General features: G+C 36.1%; 11 protein-coding genes and 1 CRISPR repeat array (1 of these 12 cut by a window edge). All 11 genes read right to left on the bottom strand.

Annotation, left to right across the window (positions count from 1 at the left end; genetic code table 11):
• A CRISPR array of direct repeats spans positions 1-6987; the repeat unit is 30 nt; unit sequence ATTTCAATTCCAGTATGGTTCGATTGAGAG; it reaches 1218 nt to the left of the window's first position.
• Positions 6988-7209: 222 nt separating this feature from the next.
• The 11 genes from cas2 to ACHZAX_RS13675 all read right to left on the bottom strand — a co-directional run bounded on the left by cas2 (position 7210) and on the right by ACHZAX_RS13675 (position 17439).
• Positions 7210-7476 carry a CRISPR-associated endonuclease Cas2 gene (cas2, locus tag ACHZAX_RS13725; protein ID WP_101311515.1) on the bottom strand — a complete coding sequence of 89 codons (267 nt, stop codon included), beginning with the start codon at positions 7474-7476 and terminating at the stop codon, positions 7210-7212.
• Positions 7476-8480, bottom strand: a complete 1005-nt coding sequence (cas1b, locus tag ACHZAX_RS13720; protein WP_320019522.1) for a type I-B CRISPR-associated endonuclease Cas1b — start codon at positions 8478-8480, stop codon at positions 7476-7478. The genes cas2 and cas1b overlap by 1 nt, the downstream gene beginning before the upstream one ends.
• Before the next feature lie 32 nt (positions 8481-8512).
• Complete coding sequence (gene cas4 / locus ACHZAX_RS13715) at positions 8513-9025, bottom strand: CRISPR-associated protein Cas4 (RefSeq protein ID WP_320019521.1); 513 nt, start codon at positions 9023-9025, stop codon at positions 8513-8515.
• A gap of 5 nt (positions 9026-9030) precedes the next feature.
• The gene (locus ACHZAX_RS13710) at positions 9031-9648 is read right to left on the bottom strand and encodes a hypothetical protein (RefSeq protein ID WP_320019520.1); all 618 of its coding nucleotides are present in this window, start codon (positions 9646-9648) and stop codon (positions 9031-9033) included.
• Between the two features lie 63 nt (positions 9649-9711).
• Complete coding sequence (locus ACHZAX_RS13705) at positions 9712-10794, bottom strand: CRISPR-associated protein Cas7 (RefSeq protein WP_101309092.1); 1083 nt, start codon at positions 10792-10794, stop codon at positions 9712-9714.
• A 12-nt stretch (positions 10795-10806) separates the two neighbouring features.
• Positions 10807-12399: a hypothetical protein gene (locus ACHZAX_RS13700; RefSeq protein WP_320019519.1), complete on the bottom strand. Its 1593-nt coding sequence runs from the start codon at positions 12397-12399 to the stop codon at positions 10807-10809.
• A gap of 16 nt (positions 12400-12415) precedes the next feature.
• A complete protein-coding gene (gene cas3 / locus ACHZAX_RS13695; protein ID WP_320019518.1) occupies positions 12416-14581 on the bottom strand; it encodes a CRISPR-associated helicase Cas3' in 2166 nt (721 codons plus the stop codon).
• A 282-nt stretch (positions 14582-14863) separates the two neighbouring features.
• A complete protein-coding gene (locus ACHZAX_RS13690; RefSeq protein ID WP_320019517.1) occupies positions 14864-15319 on the bottom strand; it encodes a transposase in 456 nt (151 codons plus the stop codon).
• Between the two features lie 19 nt (positions 15320-15338).
• Positions 15339-15935: a hypothetical protein gene (locus tag ACHZAX_RS13685; RefSeq protein WP_320019516.1), complete on the bottom strand. Its 597-nt coding sequence runs from the start codon at positions 15933-15935 to the stop codon at positions 15339-15341.
• 7 nt (positions 15936-15942) lie between these two features.
• Positions 15943-16617 carry a CRISPR-associated endoribonuclease Cas6 gene (gene cas6 / locus ACHZAX_RS13680; protein ID WP_320019515.1) on the bottom strand — a complete coding sequence of 225 codons (675 nt, stop codon included), beginning with the start codon at positions 16615-16617 and terminating at the stop codon, positions 15943-15945.
• A 72-nt stretch (positions 16618-16689) separates the two neighbouring features.
• Complete coding sequence (locus ACHZAX_RS13675) at positions 16690-17439, bottom strand: hypothetical protein (RefSeq protein ID WP_320019514.1); 750 nt, start codon at positions 17437-17439, stop codon at positions 16690-16692.
• Positions 17440-17545: the final 106 nt, after the last annotated feature.

The raw sequence follows: 17545 nt of genomic DNA, 5'->3' as shown, positions 1-17545 counted from the left end.
AGTCTTGAAACTCTTGTTAACCAACAACTTAGGTTATATTTCAATTCCAGTATGGTTCGATTGAGAGCAAAAGAAAATAATGCTGAAGAACCGTGGTGATATATTTCAATTCCAGTATGGTTCGATTGAGAGTAAGGATTCAGGTGTTACTTCTCATATTGGTGTCGTATTTCAATTCCAGTATGGTTCGATTGAGAGAGATTCTTCTTCTCAAGCTATCTTCTTCGATCCCGAATTTCAATTCCAGTATGGTTCGATTGAGAGTCTATTATCTATGAGTCTGTTCATTACTCTTATTAATTTCAATTCCAGTATGGTTCGATTGAGAGAAATTTATCACCGGGAACGACTTCTTCACAGAAGAATTTCAATTCCAGTATGGTTCGATTGAGAGTATCTGTATACGATTCCAAGGCTGTTCTCGCTTCATATTTCAATTCCAGTATGGTTCGATTGAGAGCTGGAGCTGGATCCGATTTCTGAGCATTATTATCCAATTTCAATTCCAGTATGGTTCGATTGAGAGTGCCTTATCCGCTTTTGCTTGTTTTGTTTTTATAGATTTCAATTCCAGTATGGTTCGATTGAGAGAATGCTTCTATTGTTATGTCTGATACTGAAACTAACATTTCAATTCCAGTATGGTTCGATTGAGAGTTTATTCACTAATCCGCTTACAATAGGTCCTACAACATTTCAATTCCAGTATGGTTCGATTGAGAGCATTACTATTATGTATTTAGTCACAGAACAACCGAATTTCAATTCCAGTATGGTTCGATTGAGAGAATGGTAAATCATCCTCTCCCGGAGGCGTTGGCGTATTTCAATTCCAGTATGGTTCGATTGAGAGTGCTTTCAAGTCCGTTTTTGATAATTCAATAGGTGCATTTCAATTCCAGTATGGTTCGATTGAGAGAGTGTAACATCTCGAATCCCCAATTTTATAACATCTATTTCAATTCCAGTATGGTTCGATTGAGAGGTAATTCGATTTCGTAGGTATTTGCTGTCTTTAAGTATTTCAATTCCAGTATGGTTCGATTGAGAGTAAAGGGCCGCGCCCAAAGTCAAAAGTTAAAGCCTATTTCAATTCCAGTATGGTTCGATTGAGAGACTGGCAAATGTATGTTGGGCTTGGTTGTATTATGATATTTCAATTCCAGTATGGTTCGATTGAGAGAATTTTCCAAAAATGTATTATCTGTGATTGCATTAATTTCAATTCCAGTATGGTTCGATTGAGAGGATATTTTATTTAAAAGCATACAAGGTATTTACGTATTTCAATTCCAGTATGGTTCGATTGAGAGTTCAGAAAGAAGCTGAAGAAAGCCGTTAAGTCCGTATTTCAATTCCAGTATGGTTCGATTGAGAGAAGGACAATATGTTTATACAATTCACTATACCCTATATTTCAATTCCAGTATGGTTCGATTGAGAGTTTTAACAATTACTCCTGATTCGAGAGCCGGAGCAAATTTCAATTCCAGTATGGTTCGATTGAGAGAATACTCGATTATATGCTTACCAACAGAATATAATTCATTTCAATTCCAGTATGGTTCGATTGAGAGTACTTGACAAGATAGGGCAATCGAATTTTGTCAAAAATTTCAATTCCAGTATGGTTCGATTGAGAGAATCTGAGCGAACCTTACTCATTACATCCGGAGTAAATTTCAATTCCAGTATGGTTCGATTGAGAGTATGCCACTGTCTGTCTACATCTGCATTCGGAATATATTTCAATTCCAGTATGGTTCGATTGAGAGCACCAGTAGGTGAAGTGCCGCCCTTGCCTAATTGTCATTTCAATTCCAGTATGGTTCGATTGAGAGTTGCAACAATTACTGCAGCTTATACACCAACAGCCGTATTTCAATTCCAGTATGGTTCGATTGAGAGATTCCCAGTGGGAATCGAACCCTGGTCACTAGCTTGATTTCAATTCCAGTATGGTTCGATTGAGAGGGTAAGAGCTATTAATACAAAACTAAGCGACGGAAATTTCAATTCCAGTATGGTTCGATTGAGAGTTGGTATTCCTTTTTGCATTCGCATAGCTGGTTACGCATTTCAATTCCAGTATGGTTCGATTGAGAGAGCAAATCTACCAACGGTGAACCTGTTGGGTGCTCTATTTCAATTCCAGTATGGTTCGATTGAGAGCCTCCGCTTTCTCAATACATGAGTAAATCCCTCCTGAATTTCAATTCCAGTATGGTTCGATTGAGAGATATCTAAGATTTTGAAATCCTGTGCTGTAATCCGTATTTCAATTCCAGTATGGTTCGATTGAGAGTTTACAAATCGGGTACGTTTTCCCAAATCCTACAACATTTCAATTCCAGTATGGTTCGATTGAGAGTGGACAATTAAATCACTTACTTATTTAATTACAACCATTTCAATTCCAGTATGGTTCGATTGAGAGTGGAAAACAGTTTCTTTTGTGCCTTTTGTAACATAAATTTCAATTCCAGTATGGTTCGATTGAGAGAGCCAATTTGAACCTAAGAGTGAAGCTTCTTAGTAGATTTCAATTCCAGTATGGTTCGATTGAGAGATTGAGCAATACATAAAGGGGTCTGCTGATGTGGAGATTTCAATTCCAGTATGGTTCGATTGAGAGGATCGACAAAGACGACAATTGGGAAGATCCTAAAATTATTTCAATTCCAGTATGGTTCGATTGAGAGTCCTGTAACGCCATTAAGTATATGCAAGTCTTTATCATTTCAATTCCAGTATGGTTCGATTGAGAGCCTATTAAAAGCCCTTTCCACACCTTCTGCCTCTCATTTCAATTCCAGTATGGTTCGATTGAGAGAAAAAACGAAGTCATTCAAATTACCTCCGATCCATATTTCAATTCCAGTATGGTTCGATTGAGAGATGGTGTTTAATGCCAAACTGGACGCTTTGAGCGAATTTCAATTCCAGTATGGTTCGATTGAGAGTTTCCCGTTACCTATTATAGTTGTTGCGTATGATATATTTCAATTCCAGTATGGTTCGATTGAGAGTACGAAGCCGCCGACGAAGAATACCGAATACTTTTATTTCAATTCCAGTATGGTTCGATTGAGAGTACAACGCAAAATTGTACAGCATTCATCGTTCTCAATTTCAATTCCAGTATGGTTCGATTGAGAGCAGCCAAATCGGCTTCTTTAAATACCCAATTAACATATTTCAATTCCAGTATGGTTCGATTGAGAGGTTATCAATTCTCTGTATACGCCAATCGCTCGGCTTAATTTCAATTCCAGTATGGTTCGATTGAGAGCCCTTATGGGAGTAGCGCCACTTGGATTTCTCGATAATTTCAATTCCAGTATGGTTCGATTGAGAGAACCGTAGCGACCCGTGAGGATTCCCCCGTGGATGGATTTCAATTCCAGTATGGTTCGATTGAGAGACGGGGCAAGGGATGTTATTTATTTGTTCGCTTATTATTTCAATTCCAGTATGGTTCGATTGAGAGTCTCATGTGGGGTCTGTTTTAAATGGTGTTTTATTTAATTTCAATTCCAGTATGGTTCGATTGAGAGTTTAAATCGAACCAACCAGCAACGCATTCGTTACTTTATTTCAATTCCAGTATGGTTCGATTGAGAGAACATATACATTTTCTCTTTCGAGTGAACTTATTTTATTTCAATTCCAGTATGGTTCGATTGAGAGTACAGGCAAAACAATTGGGTGTTGATGTGGAAAGCATTTCAATTCCAGTATGGTTCGATTGAGAGTATTGCGGATGGGGGTACTTCTACTCAGTTTCTTAATTTCAATTCCAGTATGGTTCGATTGAGAGTTCTCACCCAAACATCCTAATCACCCTTACAACAGTATTTCAATTCCAGTATGGTTCGATTGAGAGTTCTCACCCAAACATCCTAATCACCCTTACAACAGTATTTCAATTCCAGTATGGTTCGATTGAGAGGTGTTGTTATCGATTTAGGGATGTTGTCTGAAAATCGGATTTCAATTCCAGTATGGTTCGATTGAGAGCACGATTTGAAATTTCTGCACGCGATCCAAGAGCGATTTCAATTCCAGTATGGTTCGATTGAGAGCCTTTGAATGAAAGAGGAAGAAAACCAATTTCAGCAATTTCAATTCCAGTATGGTTCGATTGAGAGAATAAGGACGAATACCTTATCTTTGAATGATGTGTATTTCAATTCCAGTATGGTTCGATTGAGAGAGAAACAATAGACCGGTACAAGCAGTATCTGTATAATATTTCAATTCCAGTATGGTTCGATTGAGAGCAATTTTATATTACGCATAATGAGAATTTTTATAAAATTTCAATTCCAGTATGGTTCGATTGAGAGTTCGCATGCAGACAAGAACACTAAGTTCCCACATAATTTCAATTCCAGTATGGTTCGATTGAGAGGAAAAAAAAATACTTGCTTACATTAGAATTTGGATCAATTTCAATTCCAGTATGGTTCGATTGAGAGTTCCTCCGACTTCTGTAACTTGCTGCAAACTATTTGTATTTCAATTCCAGTATGGTTCGATTGAGAGTCTTACTGAAGTTCAACTTCGTTCAACTTTTTTCATATTTCAATTCCAGTATGGTTCGATTGAGAGGAACCTAAAATGCTATATATAGAGATTTTTACTACATTTCAATTCCAGTATGGTTCGATTGAGAGTTTCCAGTGAATAGTATTTCATTTTCTTCGTTTAATGATTTCAATTCCAGTATGGTTCGATTGAGAGAGGGTTAGTGAAAATGGGAAAAACTTACAAATTATTATTTCAATTCCAGTATGGTTCGATTGAGAGTTCCACAGTTAGGACAGGTGCATGTGTCTAAAAGTAATTTCAATTCCAGTATGGTTCGATTGAGAGACCAGATGAAGAAATTGAAACGGCATTTTTTACCTAATTTCAATTCCAGTATGGTTCGATTGAGAGTCTCAAAATTAGCCAATAGCATTCCTATTATTTCGAATTTCAATTCCGGTATGGTTCGATTGAGAGCTAGAAACAAAGAATAGCTTTCGAACTCTGACCACTATTTCAATTCCAGTATGGTTCGATTGAGAGAGCAATTACATGAGTTATATTCTTGATTATGATGCAAATTTCAATTCCAGTATGGTTCGATTGAGAGCCGTTCAAGTGATTTTGTTGAAATTGTTGTGCAAAATTTCAATTCCAGTATGGTTCGATTGAGAGGTTGTACGCGAATGTGTTCGGATTTTACATTTTCCAGATTTCAATTCCAGTATGGTTCGATTGAGAGGGTCATCCCACCGATCATCTTTCCTCCATTTGCTAAATTTCAATTCCAGTATGGTTCGATTGAGAGAGAAATACCATCCATGGCTTTGATGGATCCTTATACATTTCAATTCCAGTATGGTTCGATTGAGAGTATTTTTTGCTCTTCAACCGACAATTGCTCCTCTTATTTCAATTCCAGTATGGTTCGATTGAGAGAGCAAAATTCACATTAATAGAATGCAATTTACCCCAATTTCAATTCCAGTATGGTTCGATTGAGAGTCTTTAGTGATTTTAAGGGCACCGTTTCTGTAGCAAAATTTCAATTCCAGTATGGTTCGATTGAGAGAAGTAATAGATGCAGAATCGGGCGATTCTGAATATATTTCAATTCCAGTATGGTTCGATTGAGAGCGGAGCGAAAAAAGGAGTTGCTTATATCATAGAGTGATTTCAATTCCAGTATGGTTCGATTGAGAGTAAGAATGTGTGCGATAATTGCATCCATTCTTCGCAATTTCAATTCCAGTATGGTTCGATTGAGAGACGGATGGTAATCCGAAGACATGCTATCGCATACTGATTTCAATTCCAGTATGGTTCGATTGAGAGTATTGGTTTGCCTGCTTCAGGGAATGGAATTGCCGAATTTCAATTCCAGTATGGTTCGATTGAGAGTTTCATTTATAACTTGGGCGTGTGTTAGTATCCCGTATTTCAATTCCAGTATGGTTCGATTGAGAGCAAGCACGAAGAAACTGTACATTCCGGCACTGAACAATTTCAATTCCAGTATGGTTCGATTGAGAGAATATCACTGATGCCGGCAAAGACGCCTTTATGATATTTCAATTCCAGTATGGTTCGATTGAGAGATTCCGCAAAGTCGCAACATTCAGCACTATCATGCACATTTCAATTCCAGTATGGTTCGATTGAGAGGCTACTTCTGCAAATTCGAATCATTAAGCAGAAACTTATTTCAATTCCAGTATGGTTCGATTGAGAGTTAGATAAAGGTAGAGGTTATGTTACAACATTATTAGATTTCAATTCCAGTATGGTTCGATTGAGAGATCTTGAAGCAATCTATTTTTTAAAGTGTTTTTTCATTTCAATTCCAGTATGGTTCGATTGAGAGTTAGTAATGAAAACGATTTAGTAGTTGACTTGACAAATTTCAATTCCAGTATGGTTCGATTGAGAGAATTACAGCCGATCAACCCAATGATTATTATTTCTATTTCAATTCCAGTATGGTTCGATTGAGAGTCCGGCAATACTAGAATTACCCTTACCTCCGGACCCATTTCAATTCCAGTATGGTTCGATTGAGAGCAGATGGCTATAAAACAGATGGAGAATGCAAGGTAATTTCAATTCCAGTATGGTTCGATTGAGAGCATTGCCAAATATACCTTATAATTATTCTATGATTATTTCAATTCCAGTATGGTTCGATTGAGAGATTGTCACTAGTAGCATTATATATTTTTTTGAGAAAAATTTCAATTCCAGTATGGTTCGATTGAGAGATATTGGAACAAAAGATCCCGTGAATAAGATTCTTATTTCAATTCCAGTATGGTTCGATTGAGAGAGGCATGTAATCTTTAGATTCAACACTTATTCTATAATTTCAATTCCAGTATGGTTCGATTGAGAGTTTTCGCGTTGGCTAATTGCCATTGGGCTTCTGTTATTTCAATTCCAGTATGGTTCGATTGAGAGTCGATTGACGACTCAAAAAAAACATCTGAAAATCAATAAATTAAGATTCTAAGATGTGGCAAAAACAACAAGCTTTAGTTGTCGATGTGCAAAAGTATAAAATATATGGGGTTTCGACAACATTGCCGAAACATTAGTTTTTTCGATATGTCAAAGAACCTTAAGGTCGAAGTCACATTTTAAAAAAGGGGAGAGGGACGATCTGTAATGACTTATCGACAACTATAAGAATTGATCCAAATCATTTTTTTCATGTCCAATTACTTCTTTTTCCAACCATTTTTGTTCTCTGCTTTTAAACAGAATTAAACTATCGCGTTCTTCTTCATTCATAATAAATTCAGCTTTTAAAATTAGTTCTTTTAATTTCACCTCTGTTATTTCGCCTTCGAAAACTGAATTCTGAATCCAATTTAAGTACTGCCGGCACAATTTCAACATTTTGCCTACACGTTTTTCGCCCATATCGTAAACCAAAATTACATACATTACCAGTAAATTTTAAATGGTTTATATTCTTCTATGTCCAACAAATGTTTTTGCAATTTATAACATTCCAGTTTTATCAGATGCTTGTAACTCACACTTCTATTTAAACTTCGGTGTTTAATGGTTTCTTCCAATCGTTTTTCAAAAGCCTGTATAAATTTTTTCTTTCCTTTCTCTTTTAAAACAATTCGGTTCAGTTTTTCTTCGAAATCACTTTCCTGTATTTCCTTTTTGTTTAAAACCTTAAAAATAACCCTGTCAACTAAAAAAGGTTTAAATACTTCAGCCAAATCCAAAGCCAGACTAAATCGTCGTTCTCCGGGTTCGTGCAGAAAACTTATAGTAGGTTCCAATTGTGTTTTTTGAATGGCACGCAAACACTCCGAGTAACACATCATATTGCCAAATGAGATCAAAGAGTTTACAATGTTTAAAGGAGGGCGCTTGGTGCGTATTCCCATCTCATGATCATTAATAATTAAATTGAAAGCATCGTAATAATTTTTCCGGATATTTCCTTCAACACCCATTAATTCATCAATTTCTTTTGTCTCACCAATTTTTTTCCGAAGAAGCTCAATACTATCAATTACAGGCATCAAATCTTTACCTCGGTTATCGTAATACCTCAGGTTTTTTAGCATATTAAATGATGCTCCTTCGATAAAAGACTGGGCAACAACAACGCGTTTTGATTTTTTTAAATAGGCCTTAGTTTGGGCTATCAGCATTTTTCCCGAAAGCAATTTACACTTCGGAGCAAACGATCCGGTGTAGTTTTCATAGTAATCGTAAAAATGCACAGCAATATCATTTTTTCCTAAAAAGTTATAAAGCGCCGAATTGGCATCCAACGATCCCAATACATACAATTGGTCAACTTGTTCAACTGGCAAATAGCGAGGTTTTAAATCATTCCCCTCTTCGTCAACGGGTGTAAATTTTAGCGTGTTATCCTTTCGCGATAAACGCCCTGGGTTAAATAGGTAGTATGTTTTCTTCATTTCCAACGATTAAAATTCAAGTGATACCGATATTAGTTCTCTTTCTCAGAACTATAACAAAAATCGTAGTAAGAGCATTTTTTACATTTGGGCTGATTTATGGCTTTAGGGCATATATCGGAGTGTATAATTTTATCAATTTCCTCAAGTAATTCAACAATTCTCTCCTTATCGGGGATACTCAAAAATACCTCCTCTGTTTTGTGTTCTTTCGGATATTCCAGTAGACCCGTTACGCCTTCAATTCCATTTAATTCCAATACATAGATGTAGTACTTTACCTGCCATGCATGAGATTCCAGTAATTTACTCGACTTTTTAATTTCGTGAACCACCTTATTCTTAGCATCGTAATAATCAATTTTGATTCCGTCAATAGCAATTTCTTCATATTTCGAGCTACGTTGCTGATAACTGCTTTCGTGTATCAGTTTGCCTTCGTAAACCAAATCTGATGAATGTTCCATTTGAATATTGTTCGCAAACAACCACAGTTTGCGATGGCAAACCATGTAGTAATTGAAGTGGGTTCCGGTAATGTGCATAAGGCTTAGTTTTCGAACCAATTTGTTAGATTAATTACTTGCTTGTTTTCTAAATGATACTGTTTAAAGTGATGCAAGTCATCAAACCAACTTCTTACTTGCTCTCTCATTAAGGATGTGTCTCTATCAGATAAACAGGTGAGATAGGATGACCAGGCATATTCGATGGGACTTTCGCAAAATCCATGATGTACCGGGTTATTGTGAATATAGATGATTACGCTTCTGAGATATTCTTTTGAGTCAATCAACTTCCTTTTAAAGGGATGCTCAAATAAGCTGCCTGTACGTTGATTCCTCTTGTTAAAAGCTTTGGAATAAGCATTAAATAGGTTAGAGAATTGTTGATTAATACGTTTTTCGATATTTAAACCTCGAAGGTTTTCAAGACCTTCGAGGTTGGATATAATTTCATCCTGCTTTTTTATCCGAACTAACAAATGAAAATGATTGCCAAGCAATACCCATGCATAGGTTTCTGCGATTGGTGAAATGTACTTATCGTAAAGTCTTAAAAAATGCTCATAATTTGAATGCTCTGTGAATATAGGGCATGCATTAATACCACGATTATAGATGTGATAGTATTGCTGAGTAAGCAAAGGCATGGGAGAATGAGCCATAATGTTATTGTTGTTTTTAATTCTAAACCCTCAAGATTTTTAAAACCTTGAGGGTTTAACCTGTTAGTTCAGTTGATTTTCGTAATCGAAAGCCATCATTTGATTGATGAGGGCTTGTTGAGCGTTGTCCATAGCATCAACCGACTCTTTTTTAGTGCGGATATACCCCGATGCTGCTAGAGATACAAATGTTTCGACACCCTTCATATCCTCTTCGATAATAGGTTCGGCGCGGTTTTCGTACTCCTCTTTTAGTTTGGCACGAATGCTACCTGCAATTCGGTTTGCATTGTCCGAAACAGATATTGCCAATGTCTCCATTAACGAGAATGTACGAGCCTGATTACTTGTAATTGTCCAGTTTACAATGGCGTGAGCAAGTGCAGGAATTAATTTTTCGCGTACAGGTTTTGGAGCAACTAAACAAGTGCCAAAAACTGTTTGGGTCTCTTTCCAACCTTCTTCACGAAGTTTAGCCTCGGTCTCTTCAGTAATTTCTGGCTCCAATTTATTTAGCGACACACAAAACAGGCGACGCATATCTATTGCCATATCTTGCACAAATAGACCTGTGGCGCGTCGTTGAGGTTTTAAATACTTACTTGTAAGACTTACCTGAGATTCTCTGTTATCAAGAAATTCCACTAATTCATCTTCTGTTAATACACGACCAGATTCATCTTTAACAACTACAATGTTATTACCTCTATCTTTTCTATCAAATGTTCCTGTTTCGACTTCTATACCTGCAAGAAGTGGATGAAGGCCTCGCATTGCTGAAATTGATAGCGGGCTTCTTCTTTTTATGACTTTTGAATCACCGCCCTTTAGAGCTTTCATCCAACCTCCAAGTAATTGGTCGGAGTTTGTTGGGTCGCAAGTTCCAAAAGCAACACCTTCACCATCAAATTCTAAGTTTTTTGTTTTTGCACTCTTCTTAACATTTGTATAAAAAGTTATTGGAGATGGAACTTCGTTTAAAGCCATAGATAGAGATTCCATTACAGAGCGTTTAATCTGTTGACCACTAGAAAAAGGCACCATACGATTATCGAATTGTGAATCACGATAAAACTTTTGTCCATCTGATACACAGAAAACTGTGTGTTCTGCTCTTTTAAGAGTTCTAATATAAATTGTGCTCATAATAATTTTTTTTTAATTGTTTGTTATTAATCTTTCTTGATAGGCATAATCAAATTTTAGTAAGACAAATAGATACCCAAATTCATCTTCTGGCATTAAATATACCTTGTCTCTTAATTCTTTAATTTTATCTGCAAGTTCAATTGGTACCATCGTTATAAATGTTGATAGTTCTTGTAAAAACTGACGTTTACTTTTTACACTTAAAAGTTTTTCTTCAATAAACTTTTTTTCTATTCTAGCCTCACTTCTATACTTAATAAAAGCTTTTGCTATATCTTCTGAATAATGAAGATTTTCTTCTTTGTTTTTTGTTATCATAGCTATTAACCAAGTTTTATATGTTCTAAATGTTACTATATTCTCGTAATCTTTATTGTTTGCATTTTCTTTGCGTATAGCATAATCATTGTCGCTTTCGTCCTTTTTTATCGATAGATTAGGCTTTGCCAACTTTAAGTTACTATCGTTACCAAAGTATTTGCGCAGGCCTTTTGGCTCTAAGGCTTGTAATCCTATTGACCCCAACTCGCAAGCATATTTTAAACCATTGTATCCAAATAAAGATTCATATTGATTAGAATCTTGCAAGGCTAAATTTTCTCCAAACAGAATTTTATAATAATCAATAAGTTTATTGGCAGAACTAAAGTGAAATGGATAAAAACCTAATGATTTATTATCTTTTGAAAAAGTGCCAACAAACCCAATTATTTGATCTTTACTTGAGTTTCTTGATATGCTAAATAATAATTTTGACCAAGGGATGGTATCAACACTAACGATCCCTGTTTTTTCATCTATCTTGAATATTCTATTTTTATGATTATTAATAATTACAAAATCATTTTCGCCTTTGTAATATTTATCATATTTGTAGGCTAACCATTGTCCATTCCAAGTATCAATCTGTTTAGTTTGATGTTTTATATTTAAATCATTTATTATTGTTCTATACACTATCCATCCTTCGTAAATATCAATAAGCAAATGTGGTTCATCAAAGTATATTGTATATGCTCCTTCAACTCCTATTCCTAGACCACTGCCAATCCAAGATAAATAGATATCATCTAAAGTGTTAGTTATGCTTAAATTTGATACTTGACCTGAAAAAACTGGAAATTCGTCCGATTCTGATGCTGGATATCCAATTACAATTGAACCATCAAAATCATTGTTTTCTTTAGATAATTCAGCTTTATTAATAAAGTCTGTTAGTTTTTTATTTCTTTCTTCTTTATTCAAAGTTTTTAAAAACTCAATCCCTTTTTTAGATAGTTTTTTCTTGTCATTTTCATAACAAAAGAGGAAATCTTCCCTGTTTTTTATATTTGTTTGGTAGAAAAGTAAAGCGTCATTATCAGTTTCAAACACCATGGTTTTCCCATCTTTTTTATATTTTGTTCTAACACCATAATTCCCTTTTGGATCAGAACTTAGCTCTTGCACAAAGGGTGAATTAGTAACCCATTGCATATACTTAGGATGATTGAAGAAATAGTGGAAATACTCCTGCTCAAAAAAATCTTTGGCAGTGAGGTTTTTCTTTTCTCGTTGGTTCCACGCCTTTAAGAAAGTGCGTCCAATTGTTGCTGCTATCATAGTTAAATAGTTTTATCTATAAAAATGAATATTCGGGGTTGTAACTGCCTGCTTTAGCTTTTTCGGTTTCGAAACCCAGTTCGGCTGTGTATGCCGAATCGGGTATTATAAAAGGTCGGCTTCCACAGTCGAGCTGTCGTAATCCCTTTACTACCCAAAAGCGTGTGCTTATCTCCATTTGTATCCTTTTCTCATAGTTTTCCTGCAAATAATTTTGTTCGTCGGCTTCGCAAATGCAGCTTACACTATCAATCTCTAACAGATCTAAAAGAATTGCTTTTCGGTTATGTGTCAGCTTATCGATATTCCACTTACCAGTGTTTTTAAAAACAGAGTGACTCTCAATTTCAGTAAAATCGATATCTGGGAAAACAGCGTCAATTTTTTGTTGTAAACTAACTTCGGTTAAAACATCGGCATTTGGTAATACATTGTAACTGCGTTTTAATACATCAACATCGTATGGCAAAGCCTCTTTTTTATCGTCTGGCGGAGCAATAACATATACAGGTTTGTACTTGCCAATGGTGTCGTCATCTCGCTTTCGGTTAACACGTCCAAAACGTTGAATCATTCCATCAAGAGGAGCAGCTTCGGTAACCATTATATCAAAACTAATGTCGATACTCACCTCAACCACCTGTGTTGATACCACAATACAGGCTTTGTCTGAAGTGTTAAACATATGAGTTGAATTACTATTTTCGTCTAGTCCTATAAGCTGACGCTCTTTAAGATCTCTGTCGCCACGTTTAAAACGACTGTGAAGTAATAGTATCGGCGTATCGGGATATTTTTCTGATAATATTTTGTACTGGTCTTGTGCGTTTCGAACTCGGTTGCAAACCACTAAAACTTTTTTGTTATCAATAATTGCTTCCGAAATCAGATCTTGTGCACTATTCCAATCGCTAATTTTATGGGTTGTATGTCTGTTAAATTTATCGAGCTCTTTATCTTCCAGCTTAACTTCCAGTACATTTTCTTTACCAAGTATGCCAATTATTTTATGATACAAAACCGATGGCATTGTGGCTGTTCCAATGTGAATATTGCAGTTTAAGTGATGCAGAATTTCTACTATTTTCAGAACAATGGCTCTTGTTACATTGGTGTATGAGTGTATTTCGTCCAGAATTACATCGCAGCCCTTTATGTCCATAAGCATTGCCTCGTAGCCGTTTGTTCCAAAAGCTATGGCTGCAATTTGATGTGGTGTAAGCACTTTAATTGATGCTCCAACATGACCTTGAATTATTTTCTCTTCGTGCGATTTACCATTTAAAACTATTGACGAAGCCGAGTGCAACAGACGGATGTCTAAATCGGGATTGTCCTTCAATAAATCGTTCTTTACCCTTTTGTACATGGCATTAATTGATGCCTGAAAAGGAAGCGTGTAGAATACTCTGCCCTTGCAGCGTCTAAAAAGATAGTCGGTTTTTCCTGCTCCTGTGCATGCAACAACCATTGTGTGTGTGTTATTGGAATCGGCGCTTATTAGAGATAATGGATATAGCTTGCTAGTACGTTTAAAGAAATCGAGATTTGGTTTATTAAATAGTCTGCCTAGGTATTCATCTGTTTTACCCGATAATGCAGATGCAAAATGGTCGGCTGCCATAAGTAATCCACGCCACTCCGAATAACCCTGTTCTTTTACTTTATCTTCGCAGTATTCAACAACTTTTGAATAATTATCCTCTGCCTCTTTAATGGTTATGTCTCGTGTTTCAACACCAAACGATTGTAGAATAGTTAATGCGTCGTCTTTCCATTTCTCCCACTCTTTTATATGTAATCCAAAAGGATTTGATTGCTGTTCTTCTAAATCTAGTAAGCCCTTATCTCTGGCATCATTAATAACCGATTTATGGTGAGCAATAACCATCTCTATTAATTGCGGATGTATATTCTCATTAAAAAGAGAGATAAAAAAGCAAGAGGCAATCTCGTGTCGGAAAGGTGTATCTGGTTTTTTGTTACTTGTTAATCGTGTTTGAAAAATTGTACTTGCTTTTCCAATATCGTGTAATATTGCACCTAACCTGGCAATTTGTGGATTTAGATTAAAATGAGGTGCAATTTTTTCGGCTACTATTGCTACCAAATACAGATGCTCGTACAGAGTTGTCTGTTCGGGTAATCCTTTTGCCTTAATATGTGTGCAGATTTGTTTCATTGTATTTTTGTTTTCCTAGGGATAAACCCTAGGTTGAATTTATTATGCCTTTCAGGCAATGTTTTTGTTTTTATCAATTCCCAAGGATAAACCTTGGGTTTAATTAATTGCGCCTTTCAGGCGGTACTTTTATTATCATTAATACCTAGGGATAAACCCTAGGCTGAATTTATTATGCCTTTCAGGCATACATTAAGGCTGAAAGCCTTCTTTAATTCAGCCCAAGGCAACGCCTTGGGAATAGGATAAATACAACCCATGGCAACGCCCTGAAAGGGCAGATTAATCGTTCCATAAATATCGCTCATCATATTCAACATTATACATTTTTAAGAACCGTATGTGCTCATCTTTAAATGTTTGTGTTTTATGATGCTCCTCCTGATTGGCAATATATTTTACAGTGCGATCGTGGACAGAAGAACTAACCGAAAAAGCCCCATAACCACCCTGCCAAGCAAAGTCTAAATAGTAATCGTCTAACGTCTTTATCCATCTGCTGCTGTGTCTTTTAATGTTCTCAACAAGCTTAGCTACTGCAATGTTTTTTGACAATACACACAAAATATGAACATGATTTTCGGGTCCATTAATTAATATGGGAATCGATTGATTACTATTAATAACAGAGCCCATATAAGCATACAAATGTTCCTTGTCGCATTGCCTAATATCTACAGATGTGTTTTTAATATGAAAAACAATATGAACATATATTTGAGATAAGGATTGACTCATTTTGCGTTATTTTTGCCGTTTAATAATTGCTTTTCACAGGTGTGCCAACCACTTTAAGGCTGCCATACATCGGTTCACTCTCTTTAAACCTATTGTATCCAACCAAAAACGATTTATCGTCTTTTTCAAAAACCAGTTCAAAACCTGCAAATAATTCTTCATCGGTATCAAATTCCTCTTTTGAAACCTTAATAATCTCTTCTGTTGGATATAGAATATCTTCGTTTCTACATAAGCAGATGTGTTGTCTGCTAGCTATTTCGGCATCTGCAAAATTCTTAAAAGCAAGAAATAGCGTTGGTTCAAGCATCACGCCACGAACAAGAATAGCATAAGGTCTATAGTACTCCTTATTTGTTCCTCTTCCTTTCTCGTTCCATCCTCGCGGCTGTGTTTGCTCTTGTTGTTGCGAAATTTGTTTGTAGCTTAATCTATGCCCTGTTATTTTTTTAATCTCCCCATCATCATCTTTCAATAATTCAGGAAATAATTTACGTTCTATTCCTGCAACAATCGAAGGCGTAAGAAATTGTTGAGAGTAAGTTTCGCTATCTCTTACTGCTGTCCATGGTTTAATAAAACCAAATGGACCTGTGTATTTTACAATGTATATCATGCTTGTTTTATTTAATTGCCCCAAATCCAATTCCTGTGCTATTGCCAATACCTACATTCCAAGCAAATTCTTTGGTTTCGGGCTTGCCTTGAATAATTATCGGGCACCAACTGGCACGAATTTTTATGATTTGACTGCCTTTTTTGTAATCGATTTTTTTAGTGCTTTTTCTGTGGTAGTTTTGATCGAAAGTTATTCTTAATGTTTTGTCTTCAGCTAAACCAGCATTTATCATTTTTGCGGTAAGTGTTTCTGCAAGAAGGTCTGGAGATTCTTTATCATCGAAATAGTAGAATTTTTTTCTGCCATTTTCCAGATTGCGCTGAATATAAATTGGACTTCCAATCTGAAAATCTGATTTTGTTGAAAATTCCGGATTCTCCTGCAAGATAATTTCACTTGCTTTCATGCCAAAAAACATTTCTGGATTATTTTGGATTCCTATTACTAGCAGTCTGGCTAGTTCATTATTCCAGCAACTGATAAAGAAACTGGCTCCGTTCGGGAAGTCTAATCCTTTTTTTGAAGCTTTAGCTCCCGTTAAATTAGAGAATGAGTAAAGTGAAATGGAATCGTGAAATTCGTTTTTTCCAAACCATTTGTGGATTGTACCTGTTAATAGATGCAAATGATTAAAATCAATAGTTTGTTTTGAAGGTGTAGTTGTGATGTGTATTCTCATCTGTTTATTTTTTTTCCAAACCTTCAAGGTTTTAAAAACCTTGAAGGTTTATCATTTAATTTATTTTTCAGCCTAATAATCCACCACCATACGGGCTTTTAGGTAACCGTTGTAGAAGGAAGAGTTGCGGCGTTTAAAAATTTTCATCAGGTTATCGAGCTGATTATCGAGCAGGTTTTTTGTTTCGTTAAAAAGTTCTTCGAGGCTTTTTGTAGCCATGCCCGATTTAATTTGGTATTCGCGCGGTTGTCCGTTCAGTTCCAGAAAGTGGTCGCAGTCGGCTTGCAGATCGGTAATTTGTTCGGCAGTAAGTCCGTAACCGGCAATTAGTACCTCTTGGTTTTCGCTGGCCGCAGTAATAATTTGTTTCACACGGCGCAAGCTGTCTTCGTTTTTCATTTTAAACAAGTCGGTAGCACTATCGCTCATTTTGTCAGCCAGTATCTGGTTATCGTTCATCAGGGCAAACACTTCAACAATGTCGTTTAAAATATCGGCCTTTTCACAGATTGTGTGTTTAAGTGTCAGTTTAATTTTCCCAATCGCCACCTGCGATTGTTCCTGCTCGTCGGCAGCATTGTCTACGGCCAGACTAATGGCATCAAGTTGGTTTTTTACTTCGCCGATTTTGGCAATGCTTTGCCAAACAGCAGAATTTGCGTTGAGATAGGATAGCGAGACATCTAACATGTGCTTGCTGTTCATTTGTCGTTGATTCATAATACTGTATAATTTAAAATTATTTATTTGTCCCCACGGATGGAAAATTCCATAAAGAGAGGAGTTAATTCGTAGTTGCGTACAGGCATTTCTTTGTTGCATTTGCCTATTTCCTTATTGTAAGCATCCATTTCTTTCGTGTAAGTACATGTTTCTTTCTTGTCAGCACCTGTTTCTTGTCTGTAAATGCTTTCCGTTTCACTGTAAG

The organism is Labilibaculum manganireducens (assembly GCF_963665805.2).
GTDB classification, from domain to species: Bacteria; Bacteroidota; Bacteroidia; order Bacteroidales; family Marinifilaceae; genus Labilibaculum; species Labilibaculum manganireducens.
The sequence above is the reverse complement of the archived record's forward strand: the minus strand, read 5'-3'. Positions and strand labels throughout refer to the sequence as shown.